Origin of the sequence: Noviherbaspirillum sp., from assembly GCF_035944575.1 — a bacterium.
Taxonomy (GTDB): domain Bacteria; phylum Pseudomonadota; class Gammaproteobacteria; order Burkholderiales; family Burkholderiaceae_D; genus Noviherbaspirillum.
This window is the reverse complement of sequence record NZ_DASZBA010000200.1, coordinates 27,016-42,603: the sequence shown is the minus strand read 5'-3', so window position 1 is coordinate 42,603 and position 15,588 is coordinate 27,016. Positions and strand designations below refer to the sequence as shown.

General features: G+C 59.5%; 17 protein-coding genes and 1 tRNA gene. 2 read left to right on the top strand and 16 right to left on the bottom strand.

The annotated features are described in order from the left end of the window. Window positions 1–47: 47 nt before the first annotated feature. From lnt to VGU61_RS15825, 6 genes are all read right to left on the bottom strand, one after another. Window positions 48–1,580: an apolipoprotein N-acyltransferase gene (lnt, locus tag VGU61_RS15850; protein ID WP_326860208.1), complete on the bottom strand. Its 1,533-nt coding sequence runs from the start codon at window positions 1,578–1,580 to the stop codon at window positions 48–50. Between the two features lie 198 nt (window positions 1,581–1,778). Then, window positions 1,779–2,660 carry an HlyC/CorC family transporter gene (locus tag VGU61_RS15845; RefSeq protein ID WP_326860168.1) on the bottom strand — a complete coding sequence of 294 codons (882 nt, stop codon included), beginning with the start codon at window positions 2,658–2,660 and terminating at the stop codon, window positions 1,779–1,781. Window positions 2,661–2,757: 97 nt separating this feature from the next. Then, window positions 2,758–3,216 (bottom strand): rRNA maturation RNase YbeY, encoded by a 459-nt coding sequence (gene ybeY / locus VGU61_RS15840; RefSeq protein WP_326860167.1) that lies wholly within the window; start codon window positions 3,214–3,216, stop codon window positions 2,758–2,760. After that, a complete protein-coding gene (locus VGU61_RS15835; protein WP_326860166.1) occupies window positions 3,200–4,240 on the bottom strand; it encodes a PhoH family protein in 1,041 nt (346 codons plus the stop codon). Before VGU61_RS15835 ends, ybeY begins: the two co-directional genes overlap by 17 nt. A gap of 34 nt (window positions 4,241–4,274) precedes the next feature. Next, a complete protein-coding gene (gene miaB, locus VGU61_RS15830; protein ID WP_326860165.1) occupies window positions 4,275–5,615 on the bottom strand; it encodes a tRNA (N6-isopentenyl adenosine(37)-C2)-methylthiotransferase MiaB in 1,341 nt (446 codons plus the stop codon). Window positions 5,616–5,636: 21 nt separating this feature from the next. Then, complete coding sequence (locus VGU61_RS15825) at window positions 5,637–5,852, bottom strand: hypothetical protein (protein WP_326860164.1); 216 nt, start codon at window positions 5,850–5,852, stop codon at window positions 5,637–5,639. Here VGU61_RS15825 and VGU61_RS15820 point away from each other — a divergent pair. Then, the gene (locus VGU61_RS15820; protein WP_326860163.1) at window positions 5,851–6,336 is read left to right on the top strand and encodes a DUF4214 domain-containing protein; all 486 of its coding nucleotides are present in this window, start codon (window positions 5,851–5,853) and stop codon (window positions 6,334–6,336) included. The two genes, VGU61_RS15825 and VGU61_RS15820, sit on opposite strands and share 2 nt — an antisense overlap. Beyond that, window positions 6,240–6,512, top strand: a complete 273-nt coding sequence (locus tag VGU61_RS22660) for a hypothetical protein (protein WP_414691646.1) — start codon at window positions 6,240–6,242, stop codon at window positions 6,510–6,512. Before VGU61_RS15820 ends, VGU61_RS22660 begins: the two co-directional genes overlap by 97 nt. Window positions 6,513–6,537: 25 nt before the next feature. On the opposite strand, the gene VGU61_RS15815 is transcribed toward VGU61_RS22660, so the two are convergent. The 10 genes from VGU61_RS15815 to VGU61_RS15770 form a co-directional block, all read right to left on the bottom strand. Further along, a complete protein-coding gene (locus tag VGU61_RS15815) occupies window positions 6,538–7,227 on the bottom strand; it encodes an MIP/aquaporin family protein (protein ID WP_326860162.1) in 690 nt (229 codons plus the stop codon). Further along, window positions 7,224–7,724: an arsenate reductase ArsC gene (locus VGU61_RS15810; protein WP_326860207.1), complete on the bottom strand. Its 501-nt coding sequence runs from the start codon at window positions 7,722–7,724 to the stop codon at window positions 7,224–7,226. Before VGU61_RS15810 ends, VGU61_RS15815 begins: the two co-directional genes overlap by 4 nt. A 16-nt stretch (window positions 7,725–7,740) precedes the next feature. Further along, on the bottom strand, window positions 7,741–8,145 hold the full coding sequence (gene arsN2 / locus VGU61_RS15805) for an arsenic resistance N-acetyltransferase ArsN2 (protein ID WP_326860161.1): 405 nt from the start codon (window positions 8,143–8,145) through the stop codon (window positions 7,741–7,743). Between the two features lie 37 nt (window positions 8,146–8,182). After that, on the bottom strand, window positions 8,183–8,692 hold the full coding sequence (locus VGU61_RS15800; protein ID WP_326860160.1) for an ArsI/CadI family heavy metal resistance metalloenzyme: 510 nt from the start codon (window positions 8,690–8,692) through the stop codon (window positions 8,183–8,185). Beyond that, window positions 8,689–9,027 carry a helix-turn-helix domain-containing protein gene (locus tag VGU61_RS15795; protein ID WP_326860159.1) on the bottom strand — a complete coding sequence of 113 codons (339 nt, stop codon included), beginning with the start codon at window positions 9,025–9,027 and terminating at the stop codon, window positions 8,689–8,691. The genes VGU61_RS15800 and VGU61_RS15795 overlap by 4 nt, the downstream gene beginning before the upstream one ends. Window positions 9,028–9,532: 505 nt before the next feature. Next, window positions 9,533–9,609: transfer RNA gene (locus VGU61_RS15790), tRNA-Met, on the bottom strand. 38 nt (window positions 9,610–9,647) lie between these two features. Further along, a complete protein-coding gene (gene miaA, locus VGU61_RS15785; RefSeq protein ID WP_326860158.1) occupies window positions 9,648–10,604 on the bottom strand; it encodes a tRNA (adenosine(37)-N6)-dimethylallyltransferase MiaA in 957 nt (318 codons plus the stop codon). Continuing rightward, window positions 10,604–11,770 (bottom strand): multidrug effflux MFS transporter, encoded by a 1,167-nt coding sequence (locus tag VGU61_RS15780; protein WP_326860157.1) that lies wholly within the window; start codon window positions 11,768–11,770, stop codon window positions 10,604–10,606. The genes miaA and VGU61_RS15780 overlap by 1 nt, the downstream gene beginning before the upstream one ends. A 44-nt stretch (window positions 11,771–11,814) precedes the next feature. Then, entirely contained in the window at window positions 11,815–13,626 is a 1,812-nt protein-coding gene (mutL, locus tag VGU61_RS15775; protein WP_326860155.1) for a DNA mismatch repair endonuclease MutL, read from the bottom strand. A gap of 242 nt (window positions 13,627–13,868) precedes the next feature. Then, complete coding sequence (locus VGU61_RS15770) at window positions 13,869–15,581, bottom strand: methyl-accepting chemotaxis protein (RefSeq protein WP_326860154.1); 1,713 nt, start codon at window positions 15,579–15,581, stop codon at window positions 13,869–13,871. Between the last annotated feature and the right edge of the window lie 7 nt (window positions 15,582–15,588).

The following is a 15,588-nucleotide window of genomic DNA, read 5'->3' as shown; positions in this document are numbered from 1 at the left end:
GGGGCGGGGCCGAGGGTTGGTGAAGGGAATGACGAAAACCGACAATTCTAGCGGTTTTTGTCGTTCCCATGCGATTTAGCAGGACGTCGGCGGCTCACAAGATAGCCTGCCGCAAGCATCAGCAGCGCCAATCCGATCGCCGGCTTGTTACCGTACAGGATATATGGCGTGTAACCCTGATACCCCTGCACCTTGGCGCTCAATGCGTCGCGTGTATAAGGCGCAAGCTGTGCCTGCACCCGGCCTTTTGGGTCGATGACGGCGGTGACGCCGGTGTTGGTGGCGCGCAGCATGGGACGCCCGGTTTCGAGCGAGCGCATCTGGGAAATCTGCAGGTGCTGGGGCAGGGCGATCGAATCGCCGAACCAGGCAATGTTGGACAGGTTCAGCAGCATGGTCGCCTGCGGAACGGCCGACCCGGAGGCGCGACTGGCGGCGATCTGCGCCGCGATCTCCTCGCCGAACAAATCCTCATAGCAAATGTTGGGCAGCACCCACTGGTCCTTCACTGCAAACGGCGGCTGGATGGATTTGCCGATCACGAAATTTCCCAGTGGAATTTTCATCATGTCGACGAACCAGCCGAAGCCGGTCGGAACAAACTCGCCGAAGGGTACCAGATGATGCTTGTCGTAACGATATGTCGCCGGCGAGGCCGGGTTGCCTGCGGGCGCGATGCCGATCGCGCTGTTGGCATAGAGAGATGGCCCATCGCTGAGAGGAACGCCGAGCACGAGGTGGCTGCCGGATTGTTGCGAGAATGCCGACAAGCGCGGCAGATAATCCGGCGGCAGCAGGCGCGAGAGCATCGGAATGGCGGTTTCCGGCGTGGCGATCAGGTCGGCCGGCGCCGCGCTGATCATGTCGTGGTACATCGACAGCGTGGCATGAATTCGGTCCGGCGCGAATTTCATTTCCTGCGGCACGTTCCCTTGCAGCAGACGCACCGATATCGGTGCGCCGCTGGCGCGCGTCCATTCGACCGTGCGCAATCCGGTTCCAACCAGAAGGATGATCGCCGCCATGACGGCCGCCGATTTTTTCTGCGGTGCCAGCACCAGCGCCCCGGCGATCAGTGCCGACAGCAGGGCCAGTCCATAGACGCCCATGAGCGGCGCAAATCCGGCCAGCGGTCCGGCACTGTGCGCGTAGCCACCTCCGACCCATGGAAAGCCGGTGAGCACCCAGCCGCGCGCCCATTCGTTGAGCGTCCAGAGCGCCGGCAGCAGCAACAGCAGCGAAACCGTCGGTCCGGCGGACCACCGCTGGCGCAACCAGGCAGCGGCGCCCATCGCGATCGCCGCATACGTGCTCAATGCAACGCCGAGCAGCACCACCGCCAGCGCCGCCATCCAGCCCGGCAGATTGCCATAGTCGTGCATGCTGATGTACAGCCAATGGAAACCCGCGATCAGCCAGCCCGACCCGTAGGCCCAGCCGACCATGGCGCTGCGCCGTACCGACTCCTGCCGCAGTACCAGCGCGAACAGAAACGCCAGCAGCAGGGTTTGCAGCGGCCACAGGCCGAAGGGCGCGAACGCAAACACATTGGCCGCGCCAGCGGCCAGTGCGAGCGGCATTGTGAAGCGAGGGCTGAACGCGAGATGGTTGCGGGAAGTCACGCGGTATGTCCGTGGAATTCAAAATGACGAGGAGAGGGGACGCATCCTGTCGAAGACAGGGATCGGCTGGCGGAGGTCAATCAGCCGTCCCGGCAGTCGCTGGGTGCGCCATGCGCACCGACAGGCCTATGGCGGCAATGGTGCGAGCCGCGCTCACTACTGCGTTTCAGCCGGTGCCGGCGGAATCCTGGTGACCATCAGGAGGTGCACTTGCCGCGCATCGGCGCGCAGTACCTCGAACCGCAAGCCGCCCATCTCGAATACATCGCCCTTGTGGGGCACGCGGCCAAGATGATTGGCGACCAGTCCGCCGATGGTATCGACATCGTCGTTGGGAAAGTCGGTGCCGAATGTCTCGTTGACTTGCTCGATTTCGGTCAGCGCCTTGACCCGCCAGCGCTGGCCGCGGGCGCTATCCTTGATCGAGAGAATATTGTCCTCGGTATCGTCCAGATCGTATTCATCTTCGATGTCGCCGACGATCTGCTCCAGCACGTCCTCGATGGTCAGCAATCCGGCCACCCCGCCGTACTCGTTCACCACGATCGCCATATGGTTGCGGTTGGCGCGGAAATCGCGCAGCAGCACATTCAGGCGCTTGGATTCGGGGATGAAGACCGCCGGGCGCAACATGTCGCGCGGATTGAAGGATTCGTCGGCGTAGTAGCGCAGCAGATCCTTTGCCAGCAGGATGCCGACCACCTTGTCGCGTTCGCCGTCGACCGCCGGAAAGCGCGAGTGGGCAGTCTTCAGCACCAGCGGCATCCATTCGCCGATCGGCTTGTTCAGGTCGATCACATCCATTTGCGCGCGCGGAACCATGATGTCGCGCGCGGACAGGTCGGCGACCTGGAATACGCCTTCGATCATCGACAGGGCGTCGGCATCGATCAGGCTGCGCTCGTGCGCGTCGTGCAAAATCTCGAGCAGCTCGGCGCGGTTTTCAGGTTCAGGGGAGATGAGAGCGGTCAGGCGTTCAAACAGTGACCGTTGCGGTTTGGTGTCAGAGAATTTGGCACCACTAGGGTGATCTTGCATAGGGTGGAAAACCGTCTTTCGACGTAGTTGCTAAGGAATATAGGATACAACAAATGGACCCCGAAACCGGAAAATCAACCGCATTCCTGACCCGGGATCAAGCCTCTGCATACGGGTTGGCATAGCCCAATGTTGCCAATATTTCAATTTCAAGCTGTTCCATCTCGACCGCTTCATCTTCCTGCTCGTGGTCATAACCCTGTGCATGCAGCACGCCGTGCACCACGAGATGTGCAACATGGGTTTCCAGGGGCCGTTTCAGTTCTTCGGCTTCGCGCTGCAGTACATCGGTGCACAGGATGATGTCGGCCTGCGTCACTTCGCTGTCTTCATCCTCAGTGTAGGCAAAGGTCAGCACATTGGTCGCATAATCCTTGCCCCGGTAATCCCGGTTCAGCGTGCGGCCTTCCCCGGCATCGACGAAGCGTATCGTGAATTCCGCCGGGGCAAACAGCGCTGCCTGTGCCCAGCGCCGCAGATGCGTTCTGGAAACAACATCCTTCAGCCGTGGATCAGGATACTGCACCGACAGCGACAGCTTATTTTTTGAGGGCATGTTTGAGCAAAACGCTGCGTGTCTGGGGCGATGCCGCTTCATAGGCATCGACGATCCGCGCCACCATTGGATGCCGTACCACATCGGCGCTGGTGAATTGCGTAAATGCAATGCCGCGGACATTAGCAAGGATCTTGAGCGCATCCACCAGTCCGCTTTTCTGCGTGCGCTGCAGGTCGATCTGGGTCACGTCGCCGGTGACCACCGCCTTGCTGCCGAAGCCGATGCGCGTGAGGAACATCTTCATCTGTTCCGGGGTGGTGTTCTGGGCTTCGTCCAGAATGATGAAGGCATGATTCAGCGTGCGGCCGCGCATATAAGCCAATGGCGCGATCTCGATGGCTTGCTTTTCGAACATTTTCTGCGTGCGGTCGAAACCAAGCAGGTCGTAGAGCGCATCGTACAAGGGCCGCAGGTAAGGGTCGACCTTTTGCGCCAGGTCGCCGGGCAGGAAGCCGAGGCGCTCGCCGGCTTCGACCGCCGGACGAGTCAGCACGATGCGCTTGACCGCGTCGCGCTCCAGCGCATCGACCGCGCAGGCAACCGCCAGATAGGTTTTACCCGTGCCGGCCGGGCCGACGCCGAAGGTCACATCGTGTTCGAGGATTGCCTTCAGGTATTGGCTCTGGTGCGGCGTGCGACCGCGCAGGTCGCTGCGCCGTGTTTTGAGGACCGGGTCCGCCGCGACAGGTTCATCGTCGCCGCCGGATTGGTCGTCGGCCTTGCTGGCCTGCTCGGCCTTGCGGCTGCCACCGGCGCGTTGTTCGACCAGCGCAAGCTGGATGTCTTCAACGGAGATGACCTTGTCGGCGATCGCATAAAATTGTTCGAGCAGTTCCACGGCCTGGGGCGCGTTGGCGCCGCCGACGACGAATTTTTCACCGCGGCGGAAGATGGTGACATCGAGCGCCGCGGAAATTTGCCGGAGATTTTCATCCATCGGGCCGCACAGATGGGCGAGACGGGTGTTGTCAACCGGTTGCGGAATGAATTGTTGTGGCTCGGAAGGAGTTTTTGTTTTCAAAATGGTGTGAACAGAAGTCGTTGTCTGGTGAGATTCACTGTTTGATAACAAGTTCGCCGCGCAGCGAATACGGGAACGCTTGCATGATATTGACGTCGACCATCTGGCCGATCAGTCGCGCTCCGTTCGGTCCGGCAGCGAAATTGACAACGCGGTTATTCTCGGTCCGGCCTTGCAGGTCGTCCCCGCCCTTTTTCGCCGGACCTTCGACCAGGATGCGTTGCACCGATCCCACCATGCTCTGGCTGATGCCACGCGCATTTGCCTCGACCGTTGCCTGCAGATGCTGCAGGCGCTTGAGCTTCACTTCGTACGGCGTATCGTCCGGCAGATTGGCGGCCGGTGTACCGGGGCGGGGGCTGAAGACGAAGCTGAAACTGGTGTCGTAACCGATGTCGTTGATCAGCTTCATCAAGGCATCGAAGTCCGCCTCGGTTTCCCCCGGGAATCCCACGATGAAGTCGCTGGATACCGCAATGTTCGGCCGCACTTCACGAAGGCGCCGGATCACCGACTTGTATTCCAGCACCGTGTAGCCGCGCTTCATTGCCATCAGGATACGATCGGAGCCATGCTGGGCCGGCAGATAGAGGTGATCGACCAGCTTCGGCACTTTCGCATAGGTATCGATCAGACGCTGCGTGAATTCCTTCGGATGGCTGGTGACGAAACGGATGCGTTCAATGCCGGGTATTTCAGCGACGTATTCGATCAGCAATGCAAAATCGGCAATCTCGCCGTCCTCCATCGCGCCGCGATAGGCATTGACGTTCTGGCCCAGCAGGGTGATTTCCTTCACGCCCTGGTCGGCCAGGCCGGCCACTTCGGCCAGCACATCCTCGAAGCGGCGCGACACTTCCTCGCCGCGGGTATAGGGCACGACACAGTAGCTGCAGTATTTGCTGCAGCCTTCCATGATCGACACGTATGCACTCGCGCCCTCGACCCTGGCTGGCGGCAGATGATCGAACTTCTCGATTTCCGGAAAGCTGATATCGACCTGGGAGCGGCCGGTCGAACGCCGCTGCTGAATCAATTCCGGCAGTCGGTGCAGGGTTTGCGGCCCGAACACCACATCCACATAGGGCGCACGTTTGACGATTGCCGCGCCTTCCTGCGACGCGACGCAGCCGCCGACGCCGATCACCAGGTCGGGGTTGGTGCGTTTCAGTTCGCGCAGGCGGCCGAGGTCGGAGAACACCTTTTCCTGCGCTTTTTCGCGCACCGAACAGGTGTTGAGCAGGATGACGTCGGCGTCTTCCGGCCGCTCCGTCTTGATCAGGCCATCGGAGGCGTTGAGTACGTCTGCCATCTTGTCCGAGTCGTACTCGTTCATCTGGCAGCCGAAGGTCTTGATGAATACTTTTTTCGGCATGGTGTCCAGCAGGGTAAATCGCTATTTCGGGTTGGGCCGGCTTTGTTCTTCCCGCGTCAGGATCCAGACCCGGTCAATGTCGCCTTCCAGGTTCTCGGTGTAATACACGGGCAGCAAACTGCCGCGCAGCGAGGCCGGCATTTCGATCATGTTGTCCTGGTTCCAGATGCGGGCGCCGGCCGACAGGGTGCGGCTCTTGCCGTCGATCACAATTTCGGGATAGGGTGCCGGCGTCATGCTGCCGCGCTTGATATTGGGTGGAAAAGGCCGCTCCAGCGCCGAAGCCGCCACCGAGATGACGGCCGACAGAAGGAAAATGAAAAAATGTCGACCCCGCATAGTCACCTCGATCATCGCAAAAATCGTTGCCGCGTCGCAGAAACGGTTCCCGGCCATATGCCGAAACGCGCTTTGGAAGGCATGTTTCGATGCCGGTCTCCGGCGTGCGGTGGGATCGGATTATACCATCGGGGGTATGCGCGCCGTCGTCACACTGTATCAAACCGTCCTGCACCGGACATGGGACGAAGCCGGGGTGGATAACTGGGTAGGTGCGTTGGAGGACTCAAAGGTGCCGCTTACCCGTACGCAAGTGTTGATCGGTTTTCTTTCAGCGACGAACACATCGCTCAACGTGCTGCCGATAATGGCCTCTTCCTGGCAACTAGCACTCTGGCGCAGGAACAGGGCAGGATTGCCGGAAGTGGCAACGATCGCCTAGATGGCGGCACCGGCAACAATTGGATCGTGGGAGGCGATGGCATCGAAACGGTGGTGTACGGCAGGGATGTATCCAACTACAAAGTCATGTTGGGCGCCGACGGCCGTGTACGGATTGCCGACATGTCGGGTGCCGGCAAGCTTAAAGCACTCAGCTTATTATGTTGTCTTCGCTGATCCGGGAAAGACGATTGCAGCAAATTCAACGAAGTCGGGCGCCTGGCTCTTCGCTGGATATGGCAGGCGGATAAAGCCAGCTGAACGTCATGGTGGCCGCGGCAGCACCAAGCAATTGCGCAATGATGAAACCGGGGACATCGAACGGGCGAACGCCAGCAAAGGTGTTGCTGGCTGCACGCGCAAGCGTTACGGCAGGATTTGCAAATGAGGTTGATGAGGTGAACCAGTAGGCCGCCGTTATATAGAGGGCAACAGCAAACGGTGTGACAGTCGGACGGCTACGGGAACAGCTGATGATGACTGCCACAAGTCCGAACGTTGCCACGAATTCGCTCCACCATTGCGCCAAGCCGTTACGCACATGTGCTGACGCAGAAAAAATTGGTTCGCCAAACATGAGATGTGCTGCCGCGACGCCGGCAAACGCACCAGCAATCTGGATGATGATATAAGGAAGCACCTGGCGGGCGGGTAGATTGCCCTGCCACGCTTCCGACAAGGTCACCACCGGATTAAAGTGCGCGCCTGACACTGCGCCGAACATCAAAATGATGGCGGCAAGTCCAGCGCCAGTTGCCACAGCATTTGCCAGCAGGGCTATCGCTATGTTGCCCGCCGCCAGATGCTCGCCCATGATGCCTGAACCGACCACGATGGCAAGCAGGAAGGCGGTACCCAAACCTTCCGCCACCAGCCTTCGTCCCAACGTCATACCGGCGTTTCCCCGATCTTCCGCATTGCCTGCACTATGGCTTGATGCTCCATCTGATGCAGTGGCAGATCTGTGAAGAGGGCGATTCTTGATTTAATCTGTCGAAAGATGCGGTCAAACTCGGCGCGCTTGTGATCGTCCGATCCTTCGGCAGCAGCAGGATCTTCAAATCCCCAGTGCGCCGTCGCAGGATGCCCCGGCCAGAATGGACATGCTTCACCAGCGGCGTTGTCACAGACCGTGATGATGAAATCCATCCGCGGCGCAGCGGGTGCCGCAAACTCGTCCCAGCTTTTGCTGCGCAAAATATCTACCGGGTATCCAATTGTTTTTACCAGTTCGATGGCGAATGGATTGACGGTCCCGCCCGGCTTGCTTCCGGCACTGAATCCCTTGAAGCGTCCGTCGCCCATCACCGTTACCAAGGCTTCCGCCATAATGCTGCGTGCCGAATTCCCGGTGCAAAGAAACAGCACGTTGTATGCTCGTTTTGTCATGTTGTAGTGCAATTCATTAAGTCAGTGCCTTGTACAAGCAGATTGCTTGCGCAGGACACAGACTGGAAAATTCCGAGGTGGATTGCAGTGCTGCCGGTGCGTCGGAGCGTTGGATGACGCGATAACCCCTGCGCACAAAGAAATCAGCCGCCGTCGTTGTCAGAAGGTACAACGCCGCAACACCGGCCTTGCCAGCCCGTTCCTCCATCGCTGCAGCCAATTGCATGCCCAAGCCCGTCCGGCGGCTTTCTGGGCGCACAACGAGTGACCGCAGCAGGCCGGCATCGTCGTACTGTTCCAATCCGACCGCGCCAAGGATCGACTGTCCCGGCGCGGCAACAAGGAAATCGATTGAAGGCAGGGTATTGATGTCCTGACAGGGCAGGCCGCTGTCCTTCAATAACGCAAGGACAGCTGGCATGTCGCCAGGTGTGGCTCGACGAATCGGTGCCATGGCGTTAGCAGCAGGCTCCTGTTGTCGCTTTCTGCTTATTCGACACACAGCAGGCTGATGCTGTAGTCGTTTTTGCCAAAGGGATGCAGCAAGCATCGCTTTCCGCTGGCTTGTCGCCTTCGATCGCCGCTTTGCCCGGTTCGCCAAAGACAGGGATGGTGTCGAGCGTGTGGAAGGTTTCCCACGCAATGCCGGACGGATCATTGACCCAATATTTGTCGGATTTCGCGTAGCAGCATGTCGCTGCTTCTTCCGTTTCGACGTCAGCCTGCAAGGCGCCAAGGCGGCACTGCATTCCCTTCAGCTCACCGGCGGATTCAACCTGTATTCCCAGGTGATTCACTCCGATCTTTCCGCCGCGATTGGAGATGGCGAAGTTCATCCGGGGGTCTTCGAGCATCCATTTTGCATAGTCCGATTTCACGACAGTCGGTTCGCTGGCGAACATGCCGGAATAAAACTTGATGCTGTCGTTGAGATTATCGACAGACACGTGTATGTGCAGACGTTTCATGAACAAGCTCCTTCGTCAGAACAGTGGGTATCGCGGACAGGGCTACATACATTCCCGCCGCAGCAGTTTTCAGTCAGAAAGCTGATCAGGCTATTCATTGTGAAAAAATTGGCCGAATAGATCAGAGATCGTCCCGCCTTCATCTGATCCACCAGGCCAGCGTGGGTCAGTTCCTTCAAATGGAAGGAAAGCGAGGAAGGCGGGATTTCCAGCTGATCTGCAATTTTCGTTGCAGGTAAACCTTCCGGTCCGGCTTGAACCAGAAGGCGAAACACGGCAAGCCTTGATTCATGCGCCAAGGCCGTAAGTGCACTGATAACTTGTTTGTTTTCCATCATTCGACTCTTCAAGAATCATCGTTAATTCGATAATAGTAGAATAATCGAATAGTTGCAAATTATTTTTAATGATTCGTTATGTTCATAGTGATCTTTTAAGGCTATTTCAGCGCACTAATGTTTAAAAAGAGGGAGCTCAACTACCTGCCTGCTTTCATGAGCGCAGTTGCGGGAGTGTTTCATTAATCCAAACTGCCGATTCTCTTCGTGGGTTATCTGTACTGTAGTGCCCGGCACCGGCGTCCAGAGGGTGTTGCGGATTCAAAAGTCCTCTACCAAGGCATGGGTGCAATTGCTGGTGCTTCAGGGCCATGTTGACGATGTAATTGGAACTTCAAGGAAGAAGAATGTGGCTCAAAGGATTAAGTTTTCCCTTTGCTTGACAATGTCGCCAACGTTGTACAACTTAAATAAAGCAATGGATGGTAAAACAAAAAGCCCGCGTCCTCACATGGGAGAAAGCGGGCTTGCGTGCATCCTTGAGCAATCAAGGACACTAGATTGGTGGTGATAGGTGGACTTGAACCACCGACCCCAGCATTATGAGTGCTGTGCTCTAACCAACTGAGCTATATCACCAAAACAGCCGCACATTATCCTGTGTGCAGTGCGTGCTGTCAAGATCGTGCCGGAATATCCCTTGCTTTTACGACTGTTTCCAGTACCTCGAATGCGGCATCCGTCCGTAGACAATCGATCACGATACGTTCCGGCATCGAACGCAGCCATGTGAGTTGGCGTTTCGCCAACTGTCTTGTGGCGGCGATGCCTTTTTCGCGTAATTCCGCCCGGCTACAGGCGCCATCCAGATACTCCCACGCCTGCCGATAACCGACGCAACGCATCGAAGGCAGGCCGAGGTGCAGGTCACCACGTGCGCGCAATTTCTCCACTTCCGTCAGCAAGCCGCCGTCCTTCGCATCCAGCATGGCGTCAAAGCGGCTGGCGATGCGTGCATGCAGCACGGCGCGGTCGGATGGCTCCAGCGAAATCGGCAGTATGTCGAACGGCAATTCGGTTTTCGGCGTGCGGGCCAATAACGCCGACATCGGCTGACCGGTCAATTCGATGATTTCCAGTGCGCGCTGTATCCGTTGTGCGTCGTTGGGCTTCAGGCGTGCGGCGGTGTCCGGATCGAGTGCGGCGAGCCGGGCGTGCATCGCCGGGATGCCGGTCTCGGCTGCTTCCTGATCCAGTCTTGCACGGAGCGCCGGGTCGGCTTGCGGCAAGTCGTCGAGGCCGTCGCGCAACGCCTTGAAATAAAGCATGGTGCCGCCAACCAATAATGGCAGGCGGCCGCGCACGGCGATTTCACCGGCAAGACGCACCGCATCCTGGCGGAATTGCATGACCGAGTAGGCGTCGGCGGGGTCGAGAATGTCGATTAAGTGGTGCGGGACGGCGGCACGTTCTTCGAGCGACGGTTTGGCGGTGCCGATGTCCATGCCGCGATAGACGAGGGCGGAGTCGACGGAGATGATCTCGGACGGAATATACCGGGCGATTTCCAATGCGGCCGCTGTTTTTCCGGACGCGGTGGGGCCCATCAGGCCGACGACCAGGGGCTTTCGCATCAGACGGCCTTCGTCGCCGCACCGCGCGGAATGCGTGCTGCCGCAAATATCAGCACGCCTAGCGCACAGGAAATGAACGCCAGCGGATAGAGCGTGCCGTTATGGGTTGCCCCGACCACGCTGCCGACGATGAACGCGACGGTCATGTAGAGCGCACCCATGAGGCCGGCGGCGGTGCCCGCCTGCTGCGCGAACGGTGATACGGCGCCCGACTGGGCGATCGGGAAGTTGATGCCGTGGGCGCCCATGGTCAGGAACATCGCCGCGAGCATCAAGGACCAGTGCGCCACGCCTGCAGCGACAGCACCAAGGAATAATACGCCGGATGCCAGCGACACCATGCTGCCGATACGCAGCGCGCCGTCGCTGCCTGCCTTCGGCAGAAGGCGTCGGCAAACCAGCGTCCCTGCCATATAGCCGGAGACGCCGAAGGCGAAGCAGTAGCCGAACCAGGCGGTCGGAACGTCCAGCACGCGGATCAGCACGAATGAGGAACCGGAAATGAAGGCGAAGATGGCGCCGTAGGAAAGCGCGCCCGGCAATGCATGCACCCAAAATTCACGCGCGCCAAGCACGATGCGGTAATTCACCAGCAAGCCCGACAGGCGGGTCGCGTGAGGGTCCTTGTGCATATTGGTTTCAGGCAGTCGAAGAAACGTCGCGGCCATCACCGCCGCCGACAGCAAACCGAGCGCGGCGAAGGCGGCGCGCCAGCCGAATGCCACCTGCAGGTAGGAGCCGAGGATCGGCCCCAGCAGCGGCGCGAGCGATAGCCAGGTACTGACCTTGGCCATGACCCGCATGCTGTCCTCCCGGGCATACGCATCGCGAACGATCGCACGGGCGATGACGACCGCCGAACAGCAGCCCAGCGCCTGAAGGAATCGTGCAGCGATCAATAACTCGATGGATCGTGCGAGTCCACACAGGACGCTGGCCGCAACATATAACGTTAATCCCCAAAGCAGCACCGGCCGCCGGCCATACCGGTCGGAGAGCGGGCCGATGACGAGCTGTGCGCTGCCGAAGCCGATGACGAACAGCGACAAGGTGAGTTGCACCGTGGCGGCTGGAACGGCGAACCCGGTTGCCAGGCTGGGCAGCGAAGCTAGATAGAGATCGGTCGACAGCGGCTGCAGCATCAGGAAGGCGACGATGAGCAGCATGATGGGCGCCCCTGCGAAAGGCGCAAGCGGGCGCGGGCCGGTGCTCATTGGCCCCGCAGGAATAATTTGTCGAGATCCGACAGCGCCAGCTGCACCCAGGTCGGGCGGCCATGGTTGCATTGGTCGGCGCGTTCCGTGGCTTCCATCTGGCGCAGCAGCGCATTCATTTCCGGGATGGTCAGCGTGCGGTTGGCGCGTACCGCGGTGTGACAGGCCAGCGTGCCAAGCATTTCGTTCCGCCGTTCGACCAGCACCCGCGAGCCGCCGAATTCACGCACGTCGCGCACCACATCGCGTGCCAGGGTCTGTGCGTCGGCATTCTTGAGCAGGGCGGGAATCGCGCGCACTGCGAGCGTGGTGGGCGACAGCGCGCTGATGTCGAAACCGAGCGCCTGCAACGCCTCCATGTTTTCTTCCACCGTGCCTACTTCCACCGGATCGGCATGGAAAGTCACCGGGATCAGGAGCGGTTGCACCTGCATCGCATCGGCATCGAGCGCGTTCTTCAATTGTTCATACAGAATGCGTTCGTGCGCAGCATGCATGTCGACGAGAACCAGCCCGTTGGCATTTTGCGCAAGGATATAGATGCCATGCAATTGGGCGAGAGCGAAGCCCATCGGAAACTCTTCCGGCGGCGAGTCATATGATTCACGTATGACGGCTGCGGCAGGCGCTGTCACTTCCGGCGTCTGTCGCGGCGTCGCATCACCTGAAAACAGCGCACCGTAATCCGTCATGGTTTGCGCCACGCCAAGCGCAGGTGAGAACTGCGCGCCGAAGCTGCTTTGCCGCTGCTCACGCAGCCACGGCAGTGTGCCGGTGCTCGCCGGTTGCGGCGCGGGCGCGCTGCCCGACGTCTGGGCCAGCGTCCGGCTGACCGCATGGAATACGAACTGGTGCACCGCGCGGCTGTCGCGGAAGCGCACCTCGACCTTCGACGGGTGCACGTTCACATCCACCAGCGCCGGATCGAGTTCGAGTCCGAGCACATAGGATGGATAGCGGTCCCCGTGCAGAACATCCTGATACGCAGCACGCACCGCATGGGTGAGCAGCTTGTCGCGAACGAAGCGGCCGTTGACATAAAAATATTGCGCATCCGCACGCGCCTTCGATGCGGTCGGCAGGCCGATGAAGCCATGCAAGCGCAACGGTCCGGCGCTTTCGTCGAGCGGCAGACGCGCATTGGCAAATTCGTTGCCGAGAATATAAGCGCTGCGCTTGTCGATTTCACTGGTGTTCCAGTGATCGACCGTCTTGCCGTTGTGCGTCAGCGAGAACGATACATCGGGCCGCGACAGCGCGATACGGCGGACGACTTCAGCGCAATGGCCGAACTCGGTTTGCTCGGATTTCAGGAATTTGCGCCGCGCCGGCGTGTTGAAATACAGGTCGCGCACGTCGACCGTCGTGCCGAGCGTGCCTGACGACGGCGTCACCTTGCCGTCATGCGAACCGAAGATTTCCGATGCATGCGGCGCATCGGCGGTACGCGACGTGATCGTGACTTGCGCCACGGAGGCGATGGATGCCAGCGCCTCGCCGCGAAAGCCGAGCGTGCCGACGTTTTCCAGGTCGGATAAGGATGCGATCTTGGACGTCGCATGCCGGGCGAGGGCAAGCGGGAGTTGTTCGGGCGGGATGCCGCGGCCATTGTCGGTGATGGCGATGCGCTTGACGCCGCCTTCCTCCAGCCGCACGGTAATCGCCGTCGCGCCGGCATCCAGTGCGTTTTCAAGCAATTCCTTCACTACCGCGCAAGGGCGGTCCACCACTTCGCCTGCGGCGATCTGGGAAATAAGCTGGTCGGGAAGAGCCTGAATCGGGCGGATGGGCGTGTGCGGGGCATTCATCCGGTGATTATACCGCCGGCAAAAATCGGACTTCAGGTGCCGTTCATCGATTTCAGCTCATTGATCACTGGTTTTCCCAGGATCAATAAATAGATTGCTTGTTATTAATGGTTGCAGGTGTCTAAGGCGGCATTGCATGAGTTTACGGCGACTCAAAAGCGCAGAAAATGCGCACCCACCCTTTAATGCAGGAGGAGAAAGGATCTTCAGGAGCTTTTGATTAAGTGAAACGGAATAAATAATTAAAACTCTTCCCAATCCGCATTATCCGTCGGCGTCTTGATTGCTGGCGGCAAGGCAGGTTTGTTTCCGGATTTCCAGGTTGCGGCAGATGCCGGGACAGGCACTTTCGTTCGCAACGGCTTCGGTGCCGGAGTGGCAGTTTCCGGTGTGCGCGCTGCACTTGCAGCGCGAGAACCATTTATTTTGAAAACACTGACGACCTGCGACAGATTGCCTGCCTGTTCCTGCATCGAGCCCGCAGCGGCGGCGGCTTGTTCCACCAACGCCGCATTTTGCTGGGTCACGTTATCCATCTGACTGATGGCCTGATTGATCTGCTCGATGCCGCTGGTCTGCTCATGGCTGGCGGCGGCGATCTCGCTGATGATGTCGGTGACGCGCCGCACGCTGGCGACCACCTCATCCATCGTCGCACCGGCCTGGTCGACGAGTTTCGTACCAACCTCGACCTTCTCCACCGAATCGCCGATCAGTGCCTTGATCTCCTTGGCGGCTGCCGCGGACCGTTGCGCCAGGTTACGCACTTCCGTCGCCACCACCGCGAAGCCGCGACCCTGTTCGCCGGCCCGTGCCGCTTCGACAGCGGCGTTCAGTGCCAGGATATTGGTCTGGAAAGCGATGCCGTCGATGACGCCGATGATGTCGACGATCTTCTTTGCCGACTCGTTGATCGAGCCCATCGTATCGACCACCTGCGACACCACCGCGCCGCCCTTGACCGCCACTTCCGATGCAGTGGCCGCCAGCTTGTTGGCCTGGCTGGCGTTTTCCGCATTGTGCTTGACGGTCGATGTCAGTTCTTCCATGGATGAGGCCGTCGTTTGCAGGGAGCTTGCCTGTTCCTCGGTGCGGACCGACAGGTTCATATTACCGGCCGCAATTTCACCGGAGGCCTGGGTAATGGTGTCGGTGCCGTTGCGCACCTCGCCCACGATCCGCACCAGGCTCTCATTCATGTCCTTCAGTGCCTGCATGAGCTGGCCGGTCTCATCCGTCGATTGCACGTCGACCCGCGTCGTCAGGTCGCCGTCCGCCACGCGTCGTGCAACGCCGACCGCGCTGCGTAGCGGGCTGGTGATGCTGCGCGTGACGAAGAAGGCGACCAATACGCCCACGAGCAGGGCGGCACCGGCCAGCGCGAGCGTCAGTAAAAGGGCATTCGCGTAGGCGTTATCCGCGTCGGCCGATGTCTGTTGTGCCAGGGCCTCCTGCTTCTTGACAGTTTCTTCCATCGCTTCGAGCCACATCCGCTGTGTCGGCACGACGTTGGCAAGCAGAACCGGAATGACGTCACCCTGCTTGAGCGCCAGTGTCACCGCCTTGTCGATCCATGGCTTGGCCTCGGCCTGGCCTGCGTCGATCTTGTCGAGCAGGCTGTTCTGGTCCTCGCTCTTCATCAGCGCACGAAGCGCCTGCATACTTTGCACATACTCCGCATTCGCCGCTTCCATGAGCCTCACTTCGGTCTTGATCTCATCCTCCTGGGTCATGACGGAGATGTTGCGCACCACCACGCCGACCGTCATCACGGCATGACGCATGTCGTTCAACTCTTTGATGATGACGTTGTTCTCGTTGATGACCTTGTCCAGGCTGCCGTGAATATTGGCCATGCGCGACAGGCTGGCCAGCGCCAGCACCATCATCAGCAGTAATACAAGTCCGAAGCCCAGGCCCAGCCGGGTGCCGATGTGAAGGTTGCGAAGTCTCATGGTTCTC